Below are 23,678 nucleotides of genomic sequence, written 5' to 3'. Positions count from 1 at the left end.
CATCCCCTGCCGCAGTGCCCGTGATGTCCGAGAACGAATCCGCCGGCGAAAAGACCGAACAACCTACCGAAAAACGCCTGCGCGATGCCCGTGAACAGGGCAACCTGCCGCGCTCGCGCGAACTTGGCACCGCCGCCGTGTTTGGCGCCGGCGTGCTGGCGGTGATGGCCATGAGCGGCTCGATCGGCCGTGGCGCCACGGCCTGGATGAAGCACGCGCTCAGCCCGGAACAGAGCCTGCGGCAGAACCCGAAGGAACTGTTCGGCCACTTCGGCGACCTGCTGCTGCAGTTCATGCTGGTGATCGCACCGCTGGTGCTGGTCTGCCTGCTGGCCAGCTTTGTCGCACCGCTGGTGATGGGTGGCCTGCGCTGGTCGCAGAAAGCCCTGCTGCCCGACATCAACCGCATGAACCCGATGAGCGGGCTCAAGCGCCTGTATGGCCCGGAAGCCATCGCCGAGTTCACCAAATCGCTGCTGCGCGTGGCCTTCGTCGGCGTCGCCGCTGGCCTGGTGGTGTGGACCGGCTTCGATACCCTGCGCGGACTGATCCACCACCCGCTGGAGACCGCCATCACCGACGGGCTCGGCTTCACCCTGCGCCTGCTGCTGGCCACCGCCGGCGCCATGCTGGTGCTGGCCGCCATCGATGCGCCGTACCAGCGCTGGAACTGGATGCGCAAGCTGAAGATGACCCGTGAAGAGCTGCGCCGGGAAATGAAGGAAAGCGAGGGCAGCCCCGAGGTGAAGGGCCGCATCCGCCAGCTGCAGCAGCAGATGGCCAACCGCCGGATGATGGAAGCGGTGCCCACGGCCGACGTGGTGGTGGTCAACCCCACCCACTACGCGGTGGCCCTGAAGTACGAGGGTGGCGCCATGAACGCCCCCACTGTGGTCGCCCTGGGCGTGGACGAGACCGCCCTGCGCATCCGTGAAGTGGCCGACGGCAACAAGGTGGCGATCGTCTCCGCCCCGCCTTTGGCACGCGCCTTGTATCGGGAAGGCCAACTCGGAAAGGAAATCCCCGTGAGACTGTATTCGGCCGTCGCCCAGGTCCTGTCCTACGTCTACCAGCTGCGCGCCTGGCGCACTGGCCCGATGCCGGACGCCCCGCACATCCAGGTGGATGAATTCGGCAAGGGAGGCCGCCCGTGAGCGCCCAGCCCTCCGCCGGTTTCAACACCCGCCGCGCCCTGGAAATGATCCGCCAGGGCCTTGGCGCACCGCTGATCGTGCTGGCCCTGCTGGCCATGGTCGTGGTGCCGCTGGCCGCGCCGGTGCTCGATGCGCTGTTCACCTTCAACATCGCCATCTCGCTGATGGTGCTGCTGGCGGTGGTCTACGTGAAGCGCCCGCTGGACTTCACCATCTTCCCGATCGTGCTGCTGATCACCACCATGCTGCGGCTGGCGCTGAACGTGGCCTCCACCCGCGTGATTCTGCTGAACGGCCAGAACGGCCACGACGCCGCGGGCAAGGTCATCGCCGCGTTCGGCGAGTTCGTGATCGGCGGCAACTACGCGGTGGGCATCGTGGTGTTCGCGATCCTGACCATCATCAACTTCGTGGTCATCACCAAGGGCGCCGGCCGCGTCTCGGAAGTGACCGCGCGCTTCATCCTCGACGCGATGCCCGGCAAGCAGATGGCGATCGACGCCGACCTCAACGCCGGTTTGCTGACGCGTGAAGAAGCCAAGCTGCGCCGCGAAGAAGTCCGCGAGGAAGCCGACTTCTACGGTGCGATGGACGGCGCCAGCAAGTTCATCCGCGGCGATGCCATTGCCGGCATCCTGATCCTGTTCATCAACATGCTCGGCGGCCTGGCCGTCGGCGTGCTGCAGCATGGCATGCCGTTCGGCGAAGCCGCTGCCACCTACACCCTGCTGTCGATCGGTGACGGCCTGGTGGCGCAGCTGCCGGCCCTGCTGGTCTCCAGCGCCGTGGCCATGCTGGTTACCCGCGCCTCGCGCTCGCAGGACATGGCCCAGGCCATGACCGGCCAGGTGTTCGGCCAGTACCGTGCGCTGGCGATCACCGCCGGCATCATCGGCGTGGTCGGCCTGGTGCCGGGCATGCCCAACGTCGCTTTCCTGACGCTGTCCGCGATCCTCGGTTTCATCGCCTGGAAGGTGTACCGCAAGGGCAAGGCCCCGGCTGCCGATGCGGCGGGCGCTGGCACTGATGCTGCCGCGCTCAACGCGCTCGGCCGCCCGGCCGCACCCGCACCGACCGCCGAACTGAGCTGGGACGAACTGCGCCCGGTCGATCCGCTGGGCCTGGAGGTCGGCTACCGGCTGATTCCGCTGGTGGACAGCAACCAGGGCGGCGAACTGATGGCACGCATCAAGGGCGTGCGTCGCAAGCTGACCCAGGACGTCGGCTTCCTGATCCCGTCGGTGCACATCCGCGACAACCTGGAACTGCCGGCCAATGGCTACCGCGTGCTGGTGCACGGCGTACCGGTGGCCACCGCCGAGATCCACCCCGACCGCGAGCTGGCGCTGGACCCGGGCAGCGCGCTCGGCGCGCTGGAAGGCATCGCCGGCAAGGACCCCGCGTTCGGCCTGGATGCCACCTGGATCCAGCCGCACCAGCGCGCCCAGGCCGAAACGCTGGGCTACACCGTGGTCGATCCGGCCACCGTGGTCGCCACCCATCTGTCGCACCTGATCCGCGAGCACGCGCCGGAACTGCTCGGCCACGAAGAAGTGCAGCACCTGCTGGCCAACCTGGCCAAGAGCGCGCCCAAGCTCGTCGAAGATCTGACGCCGAAGGCGCTGCCATTGTCGGCGGTGGTGCGCGTGCTGCAGAACCTGCTGGTCGAGCGCATTCCGATCCGCCAGCTGCGCAAGATCGCCGAAGCGCTGGTCGAGCATGCGCCCAGCAGCCAGGACCCGGCCGTGTTGACCGCCGCCGTGCGCACCGCGCTGGGCCGCTTCATCGTTCAGGAGATCGCCGGAATGTCGGCGGAGCTGCCGGTGTTCACCCTCAACCCGCAATTGGAACGTGTCTTGCAGGAGTCCACGCAGGGCAACGGCGCCGCGCTGGAACCCGGACTCGCTGAGCGACTGCACCAGAGCCTGGCCGAATGTGTCAGCAAGCAGGAAGCCCGCAACGAGCCCGCGGTCGTGCTGGTACCTGGCCCGGTGCGCGCCGCGCTGGCCCGCCTGGTCCGCCACAGCGTTCCGTCGCTGTCGGTCCTGGCCTACAGCGAGGTGCCGGAGGACAAGCGCCTGAAGCTGGTCGGAACGATCAGCTGACGCCGCCCTCCGATGCGCCAGAAAACAGACACCACTTTCGAACCAACGCAACAGACAGATACCAAGGGGAACCCGCACCGTGCAGACCACCGACCACCCGAGTTCTCCGACCGCCACCCCGCCGTCTTCGTCCCGTGACCACAGCATGAAAATCAAACGATTCGTCGCCGCCGACATGCGCTCGGCCATGAACCTGGTGCGCAAGGAACATGGTCCTGACGCCGTGATCCTGTCCAACCGCCGGATCGAGGAAGGCATCGAGATCGTCGCCGCCGCCAACTACGACGAGAGCGCCGTGCAGCGCGCACTGGAAGCCTCGCGCCGTGACGTCGCACCGCCGCCGGCCCCCAAGCCGCGCACCGCCGCCGACGCAGTGATCGCCGCCGTCACCCGCCGCCGCAGCAGCACCCCGGCGCCGGAACCGGTCGCCGCCACCACCTCGGCCGTCGCCGCCCTCGCCCGCGCCGCCGTCGGTGCCACCGGCCGCACCCTGGACAGCGCCGACGAGATCGTGCCGACCCGCGGCAGCACCGGCTTCGCCGCCACCCTGGCGCGTGCCGCCGTCAACGAACCGGCGCTGCCGGAACAGATCTTCGCCCCGTTCGCCGAAGCCATCGTCGCACCGGCACCCGCCAGCGCCACGCCGGCCAACCGCGCCCGCTTCCAGATCGACCCGCCGCACGAGGCGCATCACGAAAGCGCGGCCCCGGCCGTGCAGCCGCCGCCGCTGCCGACCGCTGCCGTGACCGATGCACAGCCCGAGATCGCCGCCAGCGAACCGGCAGCGGTCGAAGCCGTTGTCGAGACCAGCCCGGCCCCCGTGCTGGCCCCGGCACCGACGCTGACCGTGGTCGCCCAGGACGACGCCGAGATCCGCCAGCTGCGCCAGGAAGTGGCCGGCATGCGCCAGGTGATCGAGCGCGAGATGAACCGCTTCACCGACGAGCGCCTGCGTGGCTGCCCGGTGCGCGCCACCGCGCTGGACCTGATGGACGAATACGGCTTCGACGCCGGCCTGGCCCGCGACGTGGCCATGCAGATCCCGCTGGAGACCGAGGCCCACCGCGGCCGCGGCCTGATGCTGGGGCTGATCTCGCGCAAGCTGCCGATCGCCCCGGTCGACCCGCTGGAAGAAGGTGGTGTGATCGCCCTGGTCGGCCCGACCGGCGCCGGCAAGACCACCACCATCGCCAAGCTGGCCTCGCGCTTCGCCGAGAAGCACGCACCGCGTGACGTCGCCCTGGTCACCACCGACACCACCCGCATCGGCGCCCGTGAGCAGCTGTATGGCTACGGCCGCCAGCTCGGCATCGCCGTGCACGAGGCCAACAGCGGCACCGACCTGGACCAGCTGCTGGAACGCCTGAAGGACTACAAGCTGGTGCTGATCGACACCGCCGGCCTGGGCCCGCGCGACCGCGCCCTGGCCGCTCAGCTGCAGTGGCTGCGCGCCGCGCGCCAGGTGCGCACCCTGCTGGTGCTGCCGGCCAACACCAGCTTCGGCGACATGGACGAGGTGGTGCGCCGCTTCGGTGCGGCCAACCTGCAGGGGCTGGTGCTGAGCAAGCTGGATGAGACCGGCCGCTTCGGCAACGCCCTGTCGGTGGCCGTGGACCACGCCCTGCCGATCACCTGGGTGACCGATGGCCAGGACGTCCCGGAGGACCTGCACCGGGCCAGTGCAGCCAATCTTGTACTTCGCCTTGAAGATTTGCGCCGAGCGGCCGATATGCCCTGCAACCCGGAGTTGAACCATGCCGTCGCGTGAGTACGCCAAGCTGACCAAGACCTTCCCGCTGTCGGCCACCCGCAGCGAGCCGCTCGGCCCTGTGCGCACCATTGCCGTGACCGGCGGCAAGGGCGGCGTGGGCAAGACCAACGTGTCGGCCAACCTGGCCGTGGCGCTCGCCGGCATGGGCAAGCGCACGCTGCTGCTGGACGCCGACCTTGGCCTGGCCAACATCGACGTGATCCTGGGGCTGAACCCCACCTTTACGCTGGCCGACCTGGTTGCCGGCCGCTGCTCGCTGGACGACGTCATCGTCGAAGGCCCGAACGGCGTGCTGGTGGTCCCGGCCGCATCCGGCCGCCGGCACATGGCCGAGCTGGCCCCGGCCGAGCATGTCGGCCTGGTCAACGTGTTCTCCGAACTGGAACGCGAGCTGGACATCATGGTGGTCGATACCGCCGCCGGCATCACCGACGGCGTGCTGACCTTCTGCCAGGCCGCGCAGGACACCGTGGTGGTGGTCTGCGATGAGCCGGCTTCGATCACCGACGCCTACGCACTGATCAAGGTGCTGTCGCGCGAGCGCGGCGTGGACCGCATCCAGGTGGTGGCCAACATGGTGCGCGACCCGAACGAGGGCCGCGTGCTGTACGAGAAGCTGACCCGCGTCTGCGAAAAGTTCCTCGCCGATGTCTCGCTGAACTACCTGGGCTGCGTGCCGCAGGATGACTGGCTGCGCCTGTCGGTGCAGCGCCAGCAGCCGGTGGTGAAGGCCTATCCGTCCAGCCCTTCGGCGTTGGCGATCACCGAGATCGCGCGCCGCACCGCACGCTGGCAGGCACCGACCGAACCGCGTGGTGGTGTCGAGTTCTTCCTCGAACGCATTCTCAAGCAGCGCGGGGTGGCCGCATGAAAGGCGCAGCCCAGTACAGGGAAGTCCAGCGCTCGGCGGCCAACGAGGTCATCGCCCAGCACTCGGACCTGGTGCGGCGCATCGCCCACCACCTGGCCGCGCGCCTGCCGGCCAGCGTCGAAGTCGACGACCTGATCCAGGCCGGCATGATGGGCCTGATCGAAGCCTCGCGCAGCTACGACGCCGACCAGGGCGCGTCGTTCGAGACCTATGCCTCGATCCGCATCCGCGGCTCGATGATCGACGAGATCCGCCGTGGCGACTGGGTGCCGCGCTCGGTGCACCGCCGTGCACGCGACGCCGCCGCCACCATCCGCCGCCTGGAACAGAGCACGGGCCGTGCCGCCAGCGCCACCGAAGTGGCCGCCGCGATGGAGATGCCGCTGCCCGAGTACCTGCGGCTGATGGAAGACGCCGCACGTGGCCAGGTGCTGAGCCTGGAGTCGCGCATCGAAGACCAGGGCGAGCTGGACACCGTCGCCCAGGGTGGCCCGACCCCGCAGCAGGTGCTGGAGCGCGGCGAGTTCGGCCGCGAGCTGGGCAAGGCCATCGGCCACCTGCCCGAGCGCGAACAGCTGGTGCTCTCGCTCTACTACGAGCAGGAGCTGAACCTGAAGGAGATTGGCGCGGTGCTCGGCGTGAGCGAGTCGCGGGTCTGCCAGATCCACGGCCAGGCCGTGCTGCGCCTGCGCGGCCGGCTGAAGATATTCGAGGCCGTCGACGCCGGCCTGGAAGAATGAACATCCCCGAGACGGCTGCCCCCGGCCGCCCGGAATGAACAACAAAGGAACTCTGCTTTGAACAAGAACATGCGCATCCTGATCGTCGACGACTTCTCGACCATGCGTCGAATCGTCAAGAACCTGCTGGGCGATCTGGGCTTCACCAACACCGCCGAAGCCGAGGACGGGCATGCCGCGCTGTCGCTGCTGCAGAGCCAGCCGTTCGATTTCGTCGTCACCGACTGGAACATGCCGGTGATGACCGGCATCGAACTGCTCAAGGCGATCCGTGCCGATGCCAAGCTGAAGACCCTGCCGGTACTTATGGTCACCGCCGAAGCCAAGCGCGAGCAGATCATCGAAGCGGCCCAGAACGGCGTGAACGGTTACATCATCAAGCCGTTCACCGCGCAGACGCTGGAAGAAAAGCTCGGCAAGATCTTCGAACGCCTGGCGGCCAGCGCCTGATGGATACCACGGTCGACAAGAACGCCCTCGCCCTGCGCCTGCAGGAGGCCCTGGACGCACTGGAGTCCGGTGACGAAGCCGCGTGGCGGCAACGCATCGACGGACTGGTCGCGCTGCGCACGCAGCCGATGATGAGCGGCCTCTCGCGGCTGGCCCGCGAGCTGGGGCAGGCCCTGGGTGAACTGCCGACCGTGCCCAGCGAAGCCGGTGAACTGGACGATGCCTGCGCGCGCCTGGACCACGTGGTGGCGATGACCGAACAGGCCACCCACCGTACCCTGGACCTGGCCGAGGAATGCCGCAGCCTGACCGAACAGCTGCGCGCCGAAGGCCTGCAGCCGGGCCAGGACGCGCAGCTCGAGCGCATCCGCCACAACCTCACCGAGATCGCCCTGACCCAGAGCTACCAGGACCTGACCGGGCAGATCATCCGTCGCGTGGTCGGCATCGTCCGCCGCGTGCACGAAGGCTTCGGCGCGCTCGGCCTGCCGCCGGAACAGCATCGCACCGACCCGGAACTGGCCGGGCCGGCACTGAAGGGACTGGACCGCCACGCGGTCTCGCAGAACGACGCCGACGACCTGTTGTCGGATCTGGGGCTGTAAGCATGAGCGCGGTATCCGACGACATCACTGCCGATTTCATCATCGAGGCACAGGAAATCCTGGATCGCCTCGGCGAACAGCTGGTGTCGCTGGAGCAGGCACCGCAGGACACCGAACAGCTCAACGCGGTGTTCCGGGGCTACCACACACTCAAGGGCGGCGCTGGTTTCCTCGGTGTCACCGCCATGGTCGAGCTGTGCCACGCCGCTGAAGAAGCGCTGGGCGCTGCACGTGCCGGCCAGGCCATGCTGCAGGCCCATCACTTCGACGCCGCCCAGCAATCGCTGGATTACCTGCAGTCAATGCTGGACGCCGTGTCTTCCGGCACCGAGCCGGGCTATGCACCGCCAGACCTGATCGCCCAGTTCGATGTGCATGGCGGTGCCGTGGCTGCACCCGCCGCCGCAGCAGCTCCCGCTGCGGGTGGCAGCGACCTGATCACCGACGACGAGTTCGAGGCCCTGCTCGACCAGCTGCACGGCGGCAACGCACCGACCGCGGTGGCGCCGGCAAAGAAGGCCGACGACGGGCTGATCAGCGAGGACGAGTTCGAAGCCCTGCTCGACCAGCTGCATGGCGGCGCCGCACCCGGCGCCAAGCCGGCGGCTGCGGCGGCACCGGCACCGATCGCCGCCCCGCGCCCGGCGGCCGCACCGGCACCGGCGGCCAAGCCGGCCGCCAAGCCGCTGGCCGAAGCCGAACACACCGTGCGCGTGGACACCAAGCGGCTGGACGCGATCGTCAACCTGATCGGCGAACTGGTGCTGTCGCGCAACCGGCTCAAGACCCTGCGTGCGCGCCTGCGCGACGAAGAACTGGACCGCGCCGTGTCCACCCTGGACATCGCCACCGCGCGCCTGCAGTCGGCGGTGATGCGTACCCGCATGCAGCCGGTGGGCAAGGTGTTCTCGCGCTTCCCCAAGGTCGCCCGCGACGTCGCCCGCTCACTGAAGAAGGAAGTGGACCTGGAGCTGATCGGTGCCGAGACCGAGCTCGACCGCAACCTGGTCGAAGCGCTGGCCGACCCGCTGGTGCACCTGGTCCGCAACGCCATCGACCATGGCGTGGAAATGCCCGACCTGCGCGAAGCGCAGGGCAAGCCGCGGATGGGCCATGTGCGGCTGTCGGCACAGCAGGAAGGTGACTACGTCAGCATCGAGGTGCAGGACGATGGCGCCGGCATCGATCCGGAAAAGCTGCGCGCGAAGGCACGCGAGAAGGGCCTGATCGATCCGGAGGCCGCCGCCCGCCTGAGCAGCGAGGAGTGCCTGCACCTGGTGTTCCTGCCCGGCTTCTCGACCAAGCAGCAGGTCACGGATATTTCCGGCCGGGGCGTTGGCATGGACGTGGTGCAGTCGCGCATCCGCGAACTGAGTGGCCAGATCCAGATCCAGTCGGAGCTGGGCCGCGGCAGCCGCTTCCTGATCCGCGTGCCGCTCACCCTGGCGATCCTGCCGACCCTGCTGGTGCAGGCCGGCGAGGACGTCTATGCGCTGCCGCTGGCGCGCGTGATGGAAGTGCTGCACGCACCGCGCACCTCGCTGGGCTGGTTCGATGGCCGCGCCGTGCTCGACCGCCGTTCGCACACGCTGCCACTGGTCGATCTGCGCCAGTGGCTGGATGTGACGCCCGCCGCGTCGACCCTGCTGACCATCGTGGTGCTGCAGGCCGGCGAAGCGCGCTTCGGCCTGGTCGTGGACCAGGTGCGCGGGCGCGAGGAAGTGGTCATCAAGCCACTGCCGAAAGCCCTGCGCGGCCTGCGCGGTTACGCCGGTGCAACCTTGATCGGCGATGGTCGCATGGCGCTGATCCTGGATGTGGACGGCCTGCGCAGCCCGCACGACTGACCCGCTTGCTGAACCCGTAAAACTGTGAAGTCGCACCAGTAGCCCGTACCGGTGTCTCAAGTCCCATTCATACAAGCCGATACCGGATCCATGGATAGACTCAGCCTCATTGGACTCTTTCTCGCCCTGGCCTCGCTGGTCGGCGGCAGCATCCTCAAGGGCGCCGGCCTGGCGTCCCTGTGGTCGCCTGCGGCGTTCGTGATCGTCATCGTCGGCACCGTGGCCGCGATCCTGCTGCATACGTCGCCGGCGGTGTTCAAGCATGCGTTCAAGATCGTGCGCTGGGTCGTGCGCCCGCCGCACAGCGACCGCCGCGAACTGATCCAGCAGATCGTCGAGTGGAGCAACATCGCCCGCCGCCAGGGCCTGCTGGGCCTGGAATCGCAGGTGGAAGCACAGCAGGACCCGTTCCTGCGCAAGGGCCTGCAGCTGCTGGTGGACGGTGTCGAGCCCGAATCGATGCGGCACATGCTGGAAATCGAACTGGGCAGCCAGGAACACCAGGACCAGGCCGGTGCCAAGGTGTTCGAGGCGATGGGCATCTATGCACCGACGCTCGGCATCATCGGTGCCGTGCTCGGCCTGATCGCGGTGATGAAGAATCTGGCCGACCCCAGCAAGCTCGGCCACGGCATCGCCGCTGCGTTCACCGCAACGATCTACGGCATCGCCTCGGCCAACCTGCTGTTCCTGCCGATCTCGGCCAAGCTCAAGAGTGTGATCTCGCACAACACGCGCGACCGCGAAATGGTCATCGAAGGCCTGATCTCGATCGCCCAGGGCGAGAACCCGCGCAACATCGAAACCAACCTCTCCGGCTTCCTGCACTGACATGGCCCGCCGCAAGCACCACGAAGAGCACGCCAACCACGAAGCATGGGCGATCCCCTATGCCGACCTGATGACGCTGCTGCTCGCCTTCTTCGTGGTCATGTACGCGATTTCCTCGGTCAACGAGGGCAAGTACCGGATCATGGCCGACGCCCTCACCGATGCCTTCGGTGGCGCACCGCGCACGATCAATCCGGTGCAGGTCGGCAACAAGCAGGTGCAGGGCGGCGGCTGGGACAGCCCGTCGGTGATCAAGTCCGGCACCAAGGTCGGCCCGTCCGCACCGGCGCCCTCGCACGACCCGACCCTGCTGCCGTCGATGGCCTCGCAGATGCGCATGCCGGTTTCGGTACACAACCAGGAACAGATCGCGCGCGCCGAGCGCCAGCTCAACACCATCGCCGACCGCCTCACCGCCGCGCTGGCGCCGCTGATCGACCGCGGCATGATCAGCGTGCGCCGCACCGAGCTGTGGATCGAAGTCGAGATCAACAGCGACATCCTGTTCCCGACCGGCTCGGCCGCGCTGGACGTACACGCACGGCAGACCCTGGCCAGCCTGGCCGAGGTACTGCGCGACGTGCCCAACAGCGTGCGCGTGGAAGGCCACACCGACAACGTGCCGATCGCCACCGCCACCTTCCCGTCCAACTGGGAGCTGTCGGCCGGACGCGCCGCCAGCGTGGTGCACCTGTTCGCCGACCAGGGCGTGCAGCCGTCGCGCCTGGCGATGGTCGGCTACGGCCAGTTCCGCCCCCGCGAAGAGAATGACAGTGCGCAGGGCCGCAACCGCAACCGCCGGGTGATGGTCATCATCCTGGCCGACACCTCGCACTCGGTGGATCCGCTGGGCCAACGCCTGAACGCGGCCACCGGCGCCACTGGCAGCACCGCCACCGAACAGGCCGCAGCAACGCCGGCCAACGCCCCCACCTCCCCCATCGCACCGGTGACGTTGCCGCCGGTGCCGGCTGGCAGCCGCGTCGGCGCCGCCGTTCCCCCGGCAATGAAGGAGTAACCCGATGCGCATCTGGGCAGTCGCCAACCAGAAGGGCGGAGTCGGCAAGACCACCACCACCCTCGCCCTCGGCCGCGGCCTGGCCGCGCTCGGCCATCGCGTGCTGCTGATCGACCTCGATCCGCATGCCTCGCTCAGCCGCGCCTTCGGCGTGCCGGTGGATCCGCCGCCGGCCGGCGTGCTGGAACTGTTCGGCGCACCGCCCGCCGACCTTGCCAGCCTGTGCCATGCCAGCAACATCCACGGCCTGGACTACGTCTGCGCACAGTCGGCGCTGGCCACGCTGGAACGCCGCAGCGCCAACCAGCCCGGCCTCGGCCTGGCCCTGCAGAACGCGCTTGCGCGACACCAGGGCCAGCACGACTACATCCTGCTGGACTGCGCACCGACCCTCGGCCTGCTGATGATCAACGCCCTGGCTGCCGCCGATCGCCTGATCATTCCGACCCAGGCCGAGCCGCTGGCCCTGCACGGCCTGGATGGCATGGTCCGCACCGGTGAGATGGTCGAGCGTTCGCGTCGCCGGCCGCTGCCGATCTCGATCCTGCCGACCCTGTTCGACCGACGCACCCGCGCCGGCAACGAGTCGCTGCGCACCATGCAGGACCGCCATGGCAGCCGCGTGTGGGAAGACGCGATTCCGATCGATACCCGCATCAGCAACGCGGCGGGCCTGACCCTGCCGAGCGTCGGCGAGGACTACCCGGGCCGCGGCCTGGCCGCCTACCGGCGCGCCCTGAACTGGATCCTCGGCGAGGATGCCCGCGCCTTGGAGCAGGCCGCATGAACAGCACCGGCATCCTCGACGACTACCTGGACGAACTGCTGGGCGAGGCGATCGCGCCGGCCGCCTTGGCCGTGCCCGCGCCGATCAGCGCCGCCCCGGCCAAGGCGACCGAAGCCGCCGCCGAGCGCGAGCCGACCTGGGATGACCTGCCGGCCGAGGTGATCTACGAAACCGAAACCGAGACCGTTGCCGCTACCCATGCCGTGGACAACGCCGCGCTGGAAGCCGCTTTCGATGCCGCCTCCGCGCCCGTCAGCGTGATCGATGCAGAACGCGAACCCACCTGGGACGATCTGCCGGCCGAAGTGATCTACGAAACGGACGCCGTCGTCGCGGCCCCGGCCGCGGATGAGGCTGCACTGGAGGCGGCCTTCGAGGCCGCCGCCGCACCGGCCAGCACCGCGATCACGGAACGCGAGCCGACCTGGGATGACCTTCCCGACGAAGTCATCCACGAAACCACGCCGGCACCGGCTGCGGCCGCTGCCAAAACGGGTCCGGAACCCACTTGGGACGATCTTCCGGACGAAGTGATCTACGAGACCGACCCGGCGGACAGCCATCGTCTCGCCCACACCGACAGCCCTGGCCTGCAGGCCGCCTTCGAGGCGGCCGCCGGTGGCGAAGACGTTCCCACGCCGCCGCCCGCCGTGGTCGCAGCGCCAGTGGCAGCACCGGCGGCACGTCCTGCACCGGCCCCGGCCGCACGCGCTGCCGCCACACCGCCGCCGCGCGTCGCCGTCGATGCACCCACAGGCAACCGCCCCGGCACCTGGCAGGAGCTGCAGGCGCAGGCCCACCAACCGGCCCGCAGCCCGCACCCGCAGAACCGTCGTGCCGGCGAACGCACCTCGCGCTGGCTGCGCCTGCGCTGCGGCACCCAGGCCTATGCGCTGGAACTGCTGAAGGTCCAGGAGGTCGTGCTGCCGGTACCGCTGCTGCCGTTGCGCGGCACCGCTGCAGCCATGCTGGGCATCATGAACCTGCGCGGCCAGGTGGTCCCGGTGATGGACCTGGGCCTGCACCTGGGCGCGGCCGCCGCCGAGGACGACGCCCAGACCCGCATCGTGGTGCTGGAAGAAGACGGCGAAACCATCGGTCTGCGCGTATCGGCGGTGGAAGATGTCGCCAACCTCACCGATTCGCAGATTGAACCGCCCGATACCGCGCGCATCTGCCAGATCTCCAACGACCTGTTCCGCGGCGTGGCCCGGGTCAGCCAGCGCCCGATGATCCTGCTCGACGCCACCCGGCTGTTGAGCTGAGCCGCAACGAAAAAGGGGACGGAGGGGATTAAGTCGCAACTGGCTCGGCGCATTGCGCCGACGCGGTGCCTGTCGGGGACGCAAGGAATTGATCCATTGGATCAACCCCATACGTCCCCACTGCGCGGTCGCCGTTGCTACTGGCCATCGCAGAGCGGCGCGGGCGATTGCGACTTAATCCCCTCCGTCCCCTTTTCAAGGGCGACCCGAAAAGCACCGCATCGACGCACCGCGTCGATTCTTCTAAAGAACCCCACCGGGGTGCCGTTATGGATCACGGAACCGTTTGTCCGGAGCAACGATGAGCACTGTCGAACTGGGTGGGGATCTCGGCATCGAGAGCACTACCGAGCTCAAGAACCGCCTCGCCCCCCTGGTGGAGCAGGCAGGCGAGCTGACCCTGGATGCCAGCCAGGTCGCCCGCATCCACACGGCCGCCATGCAGGTGCTGTGTGCGTTCGTGCAGGCCCGCCGCGAGGCAGGCCTGGGCACCGGCTTCCACGGTTGCACCGCAACCTTCCGTGACGCCGCGCGCCTGCTGGGCGTCACCCAGGCCCTGGGCCTGGACGTAACCCATGACAACCTGAAATCTGTGGAGAACGCTGCATGAGCGCACGTATCTTGGTGGTGGACGATTCGGCGTCGATGCGCCAGATGGTGTCCTTCGCCCTCACCTCGGCCGGTTTTGCCGTCGAAGAAGCTGAAGACGGCGCGGTCGCGCTCGGTCGCGCCAAAGGCCAGCGCTTCAATGCGGTGGTCACCGACGTCAACATGCCGAACATGGATGGCATCGCCCTGATCCGCGAGCTGCGCCAGCTGCCGGACTACAAGTTCACCCCGCTGCTGATGCTGACCACCGAATCGGCCGCCGACAAGAAGTCCGAAGGCAAGGCCGCCGGTGCCACCGGCTGGCTGGTCAAGCCGTTCAATCCCGAACAGCTGGTCGCCACCGTGCAGAAAGTGCTGGGCTGATCGCCCGGCACCGCTCCCCCTCTTCGCTTCCGGACCACCACTGCCATGAGCATGGACCTGCAACGCTTCCACGCCACCTTCTTCGAGGAGAGCCGCGAAGGCCTCGACGCGATGGAGGCTGGCCTGCTGGCCCTGGAATCGGGGCAGCAGGACGCGGAGATCATCAATTCGGTGTTCCGCGCTGCCCACTCGATCAAGGGCGGCGCCGGCACCTTCGGCTTCGACGCGATCGCCGGCCTGACCCACGTGCTGGAGACGCTGCTCGATGAGCTGCGCGCCGGCAAGCGGGCACTGGAAGGCCACGCCGTCGACGCCATGCTGTCCTCGGTGGACGTGCTGCGCGCCCTGCTGCGCGAAGCCGAACACGGCCAGGCCGCCGACCCCGCCGCAGTCGCTGCGGTAAAGGCGCGTCTGGAAGCGGTTCTTTCCGGCCAGGCCGCAGCGAATACCCCGGCGTCCGCCGCAGCCAAGGTGGACGATACGCCGGAAGCCTGGCAGATCGGCTTCACCCCGGCGCCGTCACTGTTCATGAGTGGCAACGACCCGCTGCGCATCATCCGCGAACTTGAACATCTGGGTTCGCTGCAGGTCGCCGCGCGCATGGACCGCCTGCCGGGCTTCGCCCAGCTTGATCCGCTCGAAGCCCACCTGGCGTGGGACCTGGGCCTGGTCGGCAAGGTGCCGCGCAGCAAGATCGAAGACACCTTCGCCTGGGTGCTGGACGACTGCGAACTGGACATCCGTCCGACCGCGCCGCCCAGCCTGGCGACCCAGGCACCGGCCGCGGCCGCTCCCGCTCCGGCGGCAGCGGCGCCGTCGGCTCCCGCCGCGCCTGCCGCCAGTGGTGGTGCCAGCCAGGAGGCGGAAACCTCCATCCGCGTCAGCGTCGACAAGGTCGATGCGCTGATCAACCTGGTCGGCGAACTGGTCATCACCCAGGCCATGCTCAAGCAGGTCTCGCACGCGCTGGACCCGGTCCACGCCGAGAGCCTGTTCGCCGGCCTGGACCAGCTTGAACGCAACACCCGCGACCTGCAGGAAGCGGTGATCGGCGTGCGCATGCTGCCGGTCGATGCGGTGTTCCGCCGCTTCCCGCGCCTGGTCCGCGACCTGTCCAGCCGCCTCGGCAAGCAGGTGCGCCTGCGCACCGTCGGCGAAGGCACCGAACTGGACAAGGGCCTGATCGAGAAGATCGCCGATCCGCTGGTGCACCTGGTGCGCAACTCGATCGACCACGGCCTGGAAATGCCCGACGTGCGTCGCGGTGCAGGCAAGGACGAAACCGGCACGATCACCCTGGCAGCCTCGCATCAGGGCGGCCACATCGTCATCGAAGTCAGCGACGACGGTCGCGGCCTGGACCGCACCAAGATCCTGGCGAAGGCCCACGAACGCGGCCTGGCCGTGCCGGACAACCCGACCGATTCGCAGGTCTGGGACCTGATCTTCCAGCCGGGCTTCTCCACTGCCGATGCGGTCACCGACCTGTCAGGACGTGGCGTCGGCATGGACGTGGTCCGCCGCAACATCCAGGCGCTGGGGGGCGAGGTGCAGATCGAAAGCAGCCTCGGCGCCGGTACCCGCACGCTGATCCGCCTGCCGCTGACCCTGGCCATCCTCGATGGCATGACCGTGGCGGTGGCCGGTGAAACCCTGATCCTGCCGCTGGCCTATGTGCTTGAGGCGTTGCAGCCGCAGGCCGAAGACATCCGCAGCATGGCCGGCGAAGGCCGCGTGCTGCGCGTACGCGGCGAGTACCTACCGATCCTGTCGCTGAGCGAGTACTACGGCTACGGCAACCGCGCACCCGGCAGCGAATCGCTGGTGGTGGTGGTCGAAGGCGATGGCCAGAAGATCGCACTGGAAGTGGACGAACTGGTCGGCCAGCAGCAGGTAGTGGTGAAGAACATCGAGAACAACTACCGCCGCATCGGCGGGGTGTCCGGTGCCACCATCCTCGGCGACGGCCGCGTCGCGCTGATCGTCGACATCGGCGGGCTGGTGCGTTCGCTGCGGATGCCGCAGGCCGCCTGATCCACGCAGCATGCGTGCACTGGACCGCCGCCCCTCGGGGCGGCGGTTTTTGTTTGCGTGTGCTCCAGCAATGTGTGGCTGGGGTCAGATCCGCGCCCGAACCCATTCCGTGATCTCCGTCGCCGCGCTGGTTTCGTTCGCAACCACGCCACGCAAGCGAAAGCCCCGCCACTGCAGCACTTTCGCGCCGTCCTCCCTACGCAACCGAATGTGATCTGCGTCCATAAAGTCCGCCCGGAACGCGCCGTTATTCCGCAATGACGGCCGTCACCGAACCCCACCGGGCACCACCGTTCGCGATGCAACCACCCCAGCCGGCGCACCGCCGCCGGCACCCTGCCCACCTGGAGCACCCCGCATGAAGTGGTTCCAAGATCTGCCCATCGCCCGCAAGCTGGCCGTGGGGTTCACGCTCACCACGCTGATGACCCTGGTCCTCGGCGCCTTCGCCCTGCTGCGCCTGAGCGAAGCCAACAGCCAGCTCCGCGAAATGGCCGGCAACGATATTCCCTCGGTCCAGCACCTGGGCGAAGCGCGCTCGCAGCTGGGCGAGTTCCGTACCTACGAACTGGCCCTGCTGAGCATGCTCGACCAGCCGGAAAAGGTGGCCGACTACAACAAGCGCATGGACGACACCGCCAAGGCCGTGCATGACGAGCTGGCTGCGTACACGGCGCTGCCGGCGCTGGACAAGGAGCGTGAACTCTATCGCGCCGCGAACGTGCAGCTGGAACGCTACTTCGCCGCCAACAAGGCCATGCGCGAAGCCGTGGCCGCTGGTGATGGCACCCTGGCGCAGCAGATCTCCGACGAACAATCGCGCCCGGCGCGCCGGGATCTGTTCGCCGCGATGAAGACCCTCGGCACCCACATCGCCGGCCTGATGGACGGCAAGATCGCCGCCGCCAACGCCACCCACCGCACCAGCATGATCGCCATCATCGGCTGCATCGTGCTGCTGTCGCTGGTGGCCGCCGCGCTGGCCACGGTCATCTCACGCGCAGTGACGGGTCCGTTGGGCAAGGCCGTGCACGCCATCCAGGCGGTGGCCCGTGGCGACCTGAGCGTCAGCACCCAGGCCACCAGCAAGGACGAAGCCGGAAGGATGCTGGCCGCCACCGCCGAAATGACCGCGATGCTGCGCCGCTTCAGCGAGCAGACCCAGCTGATGGCACAGATGCACGCGGGCCCGGACATCAGCCACCGCATTCCGGAGGATTTCCCAGGTGTCTATGGCCAGCTGGCCGGCGGCATCAACACGGTGATCTTCGAGCACCTGGACGCCATCCGCGATGCCATCGACGTGCTCAACCAGTACGCCATCGGCAACCTCGCCCCGGACGCCCGCCGCCTGCCGGGCAGCCGCGCGATCCTGCACGAATCGATGGATGCCGCCAAGGCCAGCCTGCTGGCGATCAACTCGCAGATCCAGCAGCTGGCCGCAGCGGCCGCCGCCGGCGACTTCAGCCAGCGCGGCGACGCACAGCGTTTCCAGCACGACTTCAAGCTGATGATCGAGCACCTCAACACCATGATGCAGGTGGCCGACGGCAACCTCGGCCAGCTCTCGCAGCTGCTGCAGTCGATCGCCGCCGGCGACCTGACTGCGCGCATGGACGGTCAGTTCAACGGCGTGTTCGCACGCATGCGCGACGATGCCAACACCACCGTTGCACAGCTGACCCAGATCGTCGGCCAGATCCAGGCCAGCGCCTCCAGCATCACGCTGGCTGCCGGCGAGATCGCCTCCGGCAACAGCGACCTGTCGCGCCGTACCGAGCAGCAGGCCGCCAATCTGGAGGAAACCGCCGCTTCGATGGAGGAACTGACCTCCACCGTGCGCCAGAACGCCGAGCATGCCCGCCAGGCCAACCAGCTCGCCATCGGCGCGCATGGCGTCGCCTCGCAGGGCGGCGAGGTGGTCGGCCAGGTGGTCACCACCATGTCGGCCATCGAAGCTTCGTCGAAGAAGATCGCCGAGATCATCTCGGTCATCGACGGCATCGCCTTCCAGACCAACATCCTGGCGCTGAACGCCGCGGTGGAAGCGGCGCGTGCCGGTGAACAGGGCCGCGGTTTCGCCGTGGTCGCCAGCGAAGTGCGCACCCTCGCCCAGCGTTCGGCCGCCGCCGCCAAGGAGATCAAGGGCCTGATCGACGACTCGGTCGGCAAGGTCGCCGAAGGCTCCAGCCTGGTCCACCAGGCCGGCAGCACCATGGGCGAGATCGTCGCCTCGGTGCAGCGCGTGACCGACATCATGGCCGAGATCTCCGCCGCCTCGCAGGAACAGTCGGCCGGCATCGAGCAGGTCAACCAGACCGTGGTGCAGATGGACGAAACCACCCAGCAGAATGCTGCGTTGGTGGAAGAAGCCACCGCTGCGGCACGTGCGATGGAAGACCAGGCGGTGCAGCTGGGTGAAGCCGTGGCCCGCTTCCGGCTCGCATCGCAGGGCGCGACAGCCATTCCGGCACGCCCGCTGGCAGCACCGGTACCGCGCCAGGTCGCGGCCGCCGCACCTGCGGCAAAGCCGGCTCCCGCCCGCCCGCTGCGCAGTTCGGCGGCGCAGCCGGCACTGGCCGCGGACGGCGACTGGCAGGAGTTCTGATGTATCCGGGGTCGGATCCCTTTTCTGCGGAAGAGGAATCCGACCCCACACGCATGGAAAGTGATGTAATTCTCACTTCATAATCCGGGGCAGAGGCCGATATCCCCATCGAGCCTCGCGCCAACGCGTGCTGGCGCCCGCCCCTGACCGTAGATTCCATGTCCGACGGCAACGACACTGCAGTGCATGATGTCCACGCGGCTGATGCCGCCGACGAGCGATTCCTGGTCCGCAACCCGCGCCAGCTGCGCCAGCTGCTGCGCTCGCTGATCGACCAGCGTTCGTTGATCAACGCCCATATCGACGGCCGCGACCGCTCGTTCCCGACCGCCCTGCTCGACCTCGACGAAGACGAGGACTTCCTGCTGCTCGATGGCAGCCCGCAGGAAGCCTCCAACCGTGCCGCCGAACAGGCCGACCACCTGCTGTGCTTTGCCCAGCTCGAACGCGTGCTGGTGCGCTTCCGCCTGCACGAACTGCAGCGCGTGGACAACGACGGCCACGTCGCCTTCCGCGCCCCGCTGCCGGACGAACTGGTGCACCTGCAGCGCCGCGAACTGTACCGGCTGGAGACGCCGGTCACTGATTCGCCGCAGCTGCTGCTGCCGCCCGGCGAAGCGCGGGCCGAAGCGCTGTCGATGCGGGTGGTGGACATCAGCGGCGGCGGCCTGGCCGTGGTGGTCCCCAATGACTGCGCGGTGTTTGGCCTGCAGAAGCGCTATCCGGCGCAGTTGTCGCTGCCCGACGGCCCCGACCTGGATATCGAACTGGTGGTCTGCAACCTGCTGCCGCAGCGCCAGCCCAATGGCATCGAGGTCAAGCGCGTGGGCATGCGCTTTGAAAGCCTGCCACGCGGCGCCGACAGCGCCATCCAGCGCTACATCTTCCGCATCGACCGGCAGCGCAAGGCCCGGCGCAACGGCGAGCTCTGAGGCGGTCCGACCGGTAGTGCCGGCCGCTGGCCGGCAACCCCGGAACGCATGCCGGGGTCAGATCCCTTTTCCCTGAAAAGGGGTCTGACCCCATCCACGCACCCTCCCAGGCAGATTCACGCCATGCGTGGATGCCATCCCCCGGCACCTAAAGTCCCCCCCAGCGGGGCCGATATCGAGCCTGACACCGGGACTTCCGGCAGAACCAGGACCCCTCGATGAACGACAAGACCAGCTCCGCCGCCAGCGCCGGTGGCGAATTCCTCAGCTTCACCCTTGGTGACGAGCACTACGGCGTGGACATCCTCAAGGTGCAGGAAATCCGTGGCTACGACGCCGTCACCCGCGTGCCCGATGCCCCGGACTACATCAAGGGCGTCATCAACCTGCGCGGCACCATCGTCCCGGTCATCGACCTGCGCCTGAAGCTGCGCCTGGACAACGCCCGCTACGACGCCTTCACCGTGATGATCGTGCTGAACGTGGAAGACCGCGTGGTCGGCATCGTCGTCGACAGCGTCTCCGACGTGATCCCGCTGTCGGCCGAGCAGATCCGCCCGACCCCCGAATTCGGCGCCGCCGTCGATACCCGCTTCATCTCCGGCATCGGTACCCACGACGATCGCATGCTGATCCTGCTGGACATCGAGACCCTGCTCGACAGCGCCGACATGGGCCAGGCCAGCCTCGCCGAAGACGTCGCCGCCTGAGCAAACGGAACTGCTTCACGTTCCAGTCACAAAACCCTTCAGTTCCCTCCGGCGATGCCGATAGGGGGACAGAAGCCGGTCGCGCAGGAGCGCGCAGGACCGGCCCGACCGTTACCATCCCCGGAGATACCCCTCGATGAAGTCCCTGCTTGCGTTCGTTTCGGCCGCTGTCCTGGCCACCACCGCCGCCTCCGCTTTCGCCCAGTCGGCCGACATGATCCCGCCGGAAATGGCACCGCGTTCGGTCGGCAAGGACGGCATGGTCTGTGGCAAGGTCGAAAAGGCCCGCTACGCAGAAGGTTCCGAAGGCCAGCCGACCTTCCTGTACATGGGCGGCGCCTTCCCGCGCCACACCTTCTCGGCCCGCATCGCCGGCGAGAACCGCGGCAAGTTCTCCTTCCCGCTGGAAACCCTGGAAGGCAAGACCGTCTGCGTGATCGGCAAGATCCAGCGCGACGCTTCGCGTGCGGAAATCGAAGTCAGCTCGCCGTCGGCACTGAAGCTGGCCAACATCAAGTAATCCGCTGTTCGTCGAGCCACGCCGGACCTGGTGCCGGCGTGGTTCCTGCTGCAACCGGGCCCGATGCCCGGGCGCGTCTGCCTTAGGAGCCTGCAACGCCCATGCCGTGGATCAACAACCTGAAACTGATGCCGAAGCTGATGCTGACCTTCGGCGTCATCCTGCTGGTGATGCTGCTGCAGGGCATCGTCGCCTATCGTGGCCTGCATTCGCTGAACAACGTCACCACCGAGCTGGCCGGTTCGCGCATGGAAAGCATCCGCATGGCCGGCGAGATGCGCGGCATGCTGGGCGAATACCGCAATGCCGCCTACCAGCAGTTGATCCGCGCCAGCGACGACGTCAAATCCGATGCCCGCAAGCAGGCTGTCGAACTGCGCGAGAGCATGGACAAGTCGATCAAGGGCTATCCGGCACTGGTCGACAACCCGCAGCAGAAGAAGCTGTTCGACACCTTCGCCAAGGAATGGAAGGACGCCCTGGCCTCCTATGACAGCGTCACCGAGATGCTGGAACTGGACCTGCCGGACGACGCCATCGATACCTTCGTCGGCGAAACCCGCACCAAGCACCGCAAGGCCGCCTCGGCGCTGGAAGCGCTGATCGCCGAAGACAACCGCCTCGCCCGCGCCTCGCGCGAAGAGGCCGAATCCACCTACTCCGCCTCGGCCGTGCTGACCGTGATCGCCCTGCTGGGCGGCGCCGCACTCGGCCTGGTGCTGGTGTGGCTGTTTGCCCGCGCCCTGGTCGGCAGCGTGCGCGGCGCCGTCTCGGTTGCCAACGAAGTGGCCGGCGGCAAGCTCGACGGCCACATCGACGTCAGCCGCCAGGACGAAGTGGGCGAACTGATGCAGGCGATGCAGCGCATGCAGCGCGACCTGCGCGAGCGCACCGAAACCGACCAGGCCATCGCCCGCGAGAACCTGCGCATCCGTACCGCACTGGATTACAGCTCGACCGGCGTGTACCTGACCGACACCAGCAACACCATCGTCTACAGCAACCGCGCCCTGCAGCAGACCCTGAGCCAGTACCAGGACGACGTGCGACGCGACCTGCCGGACTTCGATGCGCAGGCCTCGCTGATCGGCAAGCCGGTCACCGTGCTTGAACACCGCGGCGAGATGGACCAGACCCTGCTGGGCAACCTGAAGGCACACGGCGTCGCCCGTCGCCCGATGCAGTACGGCGATGCCCAGTTCGCCCAGGTGGTCTCGACCATCCGCAATGAAGGCGGCGACACCGTCGGCTACGTGGTGGAATGGCGTGACCGCACCCAGGAAGCGCAGGTCGAAGCCGAAGTGGCCCGCGTGATCGCCCAGGCTGCGGCCGGCGACCTGTCCGGCCGCATCGACGCCAGCGACAAGGAAGGCTTCTTCCTGCAGCTGGCCCAGCAGATCAACGGCCTGCTGGACGCCAACGCCGGCAGCATCGAACAGATCTCCGGCCTGCTCGCCGCGCTGTCGCAGGGTGACCTGACCGTGCGCATGCACGGCGACTACCAGGGCGTGTTCGCCCGCATGCGCGACGATGCCAACGCCACCGCCGCGCAGCTGAGCGAGATCGTCACCCGCATCAAGCAGTCCAGCCGCGCGATCAGTTCGGCCGCCGGCGAGATCGCCTCCGGCAACAGCGACCTGTCGCGCCGCACCGAGCAGCAGGCCGCCAACCTGGAAGAGACCGCTGCCTCGATGGAGGAACTGACCTCCACCGTGCGCCAGAACGCCGAGCATGCCCGCCAGGCCAACCAGCTCGCCATCGGCGCGCATGGCGTCGCCTCGCAGGGCGGCGAGGTGGTCGGCCAGGTGGTCACCACCATGTCGGCCATCGAAGCTTCGTCGAAAAAGATCGCCGAGATCATCTCGGTCATCGACGGCATCGCCTTCCAGACCAACATCCTGGCGCTGAACGCCGCAGTGGAAGCCGCCCGTGCTGGTGAACAGGGCCGCGGCTTCGCCGTGGTCGCCAGTGAAGTGCGCACCCTGGCGCAGCGCTCGGCCGCCGCCGCCAAGGAGATCAAGGGCCTGATCGACGACTCCGTCGGCAAGGTCAACGACGGCTCCGCGCTGGTGCACAAGGCCGGCAGCACCATGGGCGAGATCGTCGCCTCGGTGCAGCGCGTGACCGACATCATGGCCGAGATTTCCGCCGCCTCGCAGGAACAGTCGGCCGGCATCGAACAGGTCAACCAGACCGTGGTGCAGATGGACGAAACCACCCAGCAGAACGCCGCGCTGGTGGAAGAAGCCACCGCCGCCGCACGCGCAATGGAAGAACAGGCCGGTCACCTCAGCGAGGCCGTGTCGATCTTCGTGGTGGACGAAGCCGAGACCGTGGTTGCCCCGCGCATCGCCGCTGCCCCGGCCCCGCGTGCTGCCGCACCGGCCGCACCGGCCCCGGTCGCCCCGCCGGCCCGCCGCACCGCCGGTGGTCGCCCGATGGCCACCGAACTGGCCGA

At 68.2% G+C, this 23,678-nt stretch carries 19 protein-coding genes and 1 pseudogene; all 20 read left to right on the top strand.

Annotation, left to right across the window (positions count from 1 at the left end; translation table 11 throughout):
• Window positions 1-23 precede the first annotated feature (23 nt).
• Window positions 24-1,154, top strand: coding sequence for a flagellar biosynthesis protein FlhB (gene flhB, locus AB1281_RS08460; RefSeq protein ID WP_014037101.1), 1,131 nt, complete (start codon window positions 24-26; stop codon window positions 1,152-1,154).
• A 44-nt stretch (window positions 1,155-1,198) separates the two neighbouring features.
• Complete coding sequence (gene flhA / locus AB1281_RS08455; RefSeq protein ID WP_170871758.1) at window positions 1,199-3,259, top strand: flagellar biosynthesis protein FlhA; 2,061 nt, start codon at window positions 1,199-1,201, stop codon at window positions 3,257-3,259.
• Window positions 3,260-3,404: 145 nt separating this feature from the next.
• Entirely contained in the window at window positions 3,405-5,027 is a 1,623-nt protein-coding gene (gene flhF / locus AB1281_RS08450) for a flagellar biosynthesis protein FlhF (RefSeq protein ID WP_164118183.1), read from the top strand.
• Window positions 5,014-5,901: a MinD/ParA family ATP-binding protein gene (locus tag AB1281_RS08445; protein ID WP_005416424.1), complete on the top strand. Its 888-nt coding sequence runs from the start codon at window positions 5,014-5,016 to the stop codon at window positions 5,899-5,901. The genes flhF and AB1281_RS08445 overlap by 14 nt, the downstream gene beginning before the upstream one ends.
• Window positions 5,898-6,641, top strand: a complete 744-nt coding sequence (locus AB1281_RS08440) for an RNA polymerase sigma factor FliA (RefSeq protein ID WP_049443479.1) — start codon at window positions 5,898-5,900, stop codon at window positions 6,639-6,641. Before AB1281_RS08445 ends, AB1281_RS08440 begins: the two co-directional genes overlap by 4 nt.
• A 57-nt stretch (window positions 6,642-6,698) precedes the next feature.
• Entirely contained in the window at window positions 6,699-7,091 is a 393-nt protein-coding gene (cheY, locus tag AB1281_RS08435; protein WP_005413247.1) for a chemotaxis response regulator CheY, read from the top strand.
• Window positions 7,091-7,696, top strand: a complete 606-nt coding sequence (locus tag AB1281_RS08430; protein WP_006442968.1) for a protein phosphatase CheZ — start codon at window positions 7,091-7,093, stop codon at window positions 7,694-7,696. Before cheY ends, AB1281_RS08430 begins: the two co-directional genes overlap by 1 nt.
• A 2-nt stretch (window positions 7,697-7,698) precedes the next feature.
• Entirely contained in the window at window positions 7,699-9,543 is a 1,845-nt protein-coding gene (locus AB1281_RS08425; protein WP_430345581.1) for a chemotaxis protein CheA, read from the top strand.
• A 90-nt stretch (window positions 9,544-9,633) separates the two neighbouring features.
• Window positions 9,634-10,374, top strand: a complete 741-nt coding sequence (locus AB1281_RS08420) for a flagellar motor protein (protein ID WP_014037096.1) — start codon at window positions 9,634-9,636, stop codon at window positions 10,372-10,374.
• A 1-nt stretch (window position 10,375) separates the two neighbouring features.
• Window positions 10,376-11,392 (top strand): flagellar motor protein MotD, encoded by a 1,017-nt coding sequence (gene motD, locus AB1281_RS08415; protein ID WP_430345580.1) that lies wholly within the window; start codon window positions 10,376-10,378, stop codon window positions 11,390-11,392.
• Window positions 11,393-11,396: 4 nt separating this feature from the next.
• Window positions 11,397-12,179, top strand: a complete 783-nt coding sequence (locus tag AB1281_RS08410) for a ParA family protein (RefSeq protein WP_014037094.1) — start codon at window positions 11,397-11,399, stop codon at window positions 12,177-12,179.
• Window positions 12,176-13,444 (top strand): chemotaxis protein CheW, encoded by a 1,269-nt coding sequence (locus AB1281_RS08405; protein WP_430345579.1) that lies wholly within the window; start codon window positions 12,176-12,178, stop codon window positions 13,442-13,444. Before AB1281_RS08410 ends, AB1281_RS08405 begins: the two co-directional genes overlap by 4 nt.
• 301 nt (window positions 13,445-13,745) lie before the next feature.
• Window positions 13,746-14,054: an STAS domain-containing protein gene (locus AB1281_RS08400; RefSeq protein WP_430345578.1), complete on the top strand. Its 309-nt coding sequence runs from the start codon at window positions 13,746-13,748 to the stop codon at window positions 14,052-14,054.
• Window positions 14,051-14,416, top strand: coding sequence for a response regulator (locus AB1281_RS08395; protein WP_005409521.1), 366 nt, complete (start codon window positions 14,051-14,053; stop codon window positions 14,414-14,416). The genes AB1281_RS08400 and AB1281_RS08395 overlap by 4 nt, the downstream gene beginning before the upstream one ends.
• 45 nt (window positions 14,417-14,461) lie before the next feature.
• Window positions 14,462-16,450, top strand: a complete 1,989-nt coding sequence (locus tag AB1281_RS08390; protein WP_430345577.1) for a chemotaxis protein CheA — start codon at window positions 14,462-14,464, stop codon at window positions 16,448-16,450.
• A gap of 358 nt (window positions 16,451-16,808) precedes the next feature.
• Window positions 16,809-19,058: a methyl-accepting chemotaxis protein gene (locus tag AB1281_RS08385; protein WP_430345576.1), complete on the top strand. Its 2,250-nt coding sequence runs from the start codon at window positions 16,809-16,811 to the stop codon at window positions 19,056-19,058.
• A gap of 158 nt (window positions 19,059-19,216) precedes the next feature.
• Window positions 19,217-19,990 (top strand): flagellar brake protein, encoded by a 774-nt coding sequence (locus AB1281_RS08380; RefSeq protein ID WP_014037089.1) that lies wholly within the window; start codon window positions 19,217-19,219, stop codon window positions 19,988-19,990.
• Window positions 19,991-20,208: 218 nt separating this feature from the next.
• The gene (locus tag AB1281_RS08375; RefSeq protein WP_014037088.1) at window positions 20,209-20,700 is read left to right on the top strand and encodes a chemotaxis protein CheW; all 492 of its coding nucleotides are present in this window, start codon (window positions 20,209-20,211) and stop codon (window positions 20,698-20,700) included.
• 136 nt (window positions 20,701-20,836) lie between these two features.
• Window positions 20,837-21,220, top strand: a complete 384-nt coding sequence (locus AB1281_RS08370; protein ID WP_075674549.1) for a hypothetical protein — start codon at window positions 20,837-20,839, stop codon at window positions 21,218-21,220.
• A 101-nt stretch (window positions 21,221-21,321) separates the two neighbouring features.
• Window positions 21,322-23,536: pseudogene (locus AB1281_RS08365) on the top strand (methyl-accepting chemotaxis protein); the annotation flags it as partial.
• Window positions 23,537-23,678 lie beyond the last annotated feature (142 nt).

Source organism: Stenotrophomonas sp. NRRL B-14846, assembly GCF_050473585.1.
GTDB lineage: Bacteria > Pseudomonadota > Gammaproteobacteria > Xanthomonadales > Xanthomonadaceae > Stenotrophomonas.
This window is presented reverse-complemented; position numbering and strand designations above follow the sequence as displayed.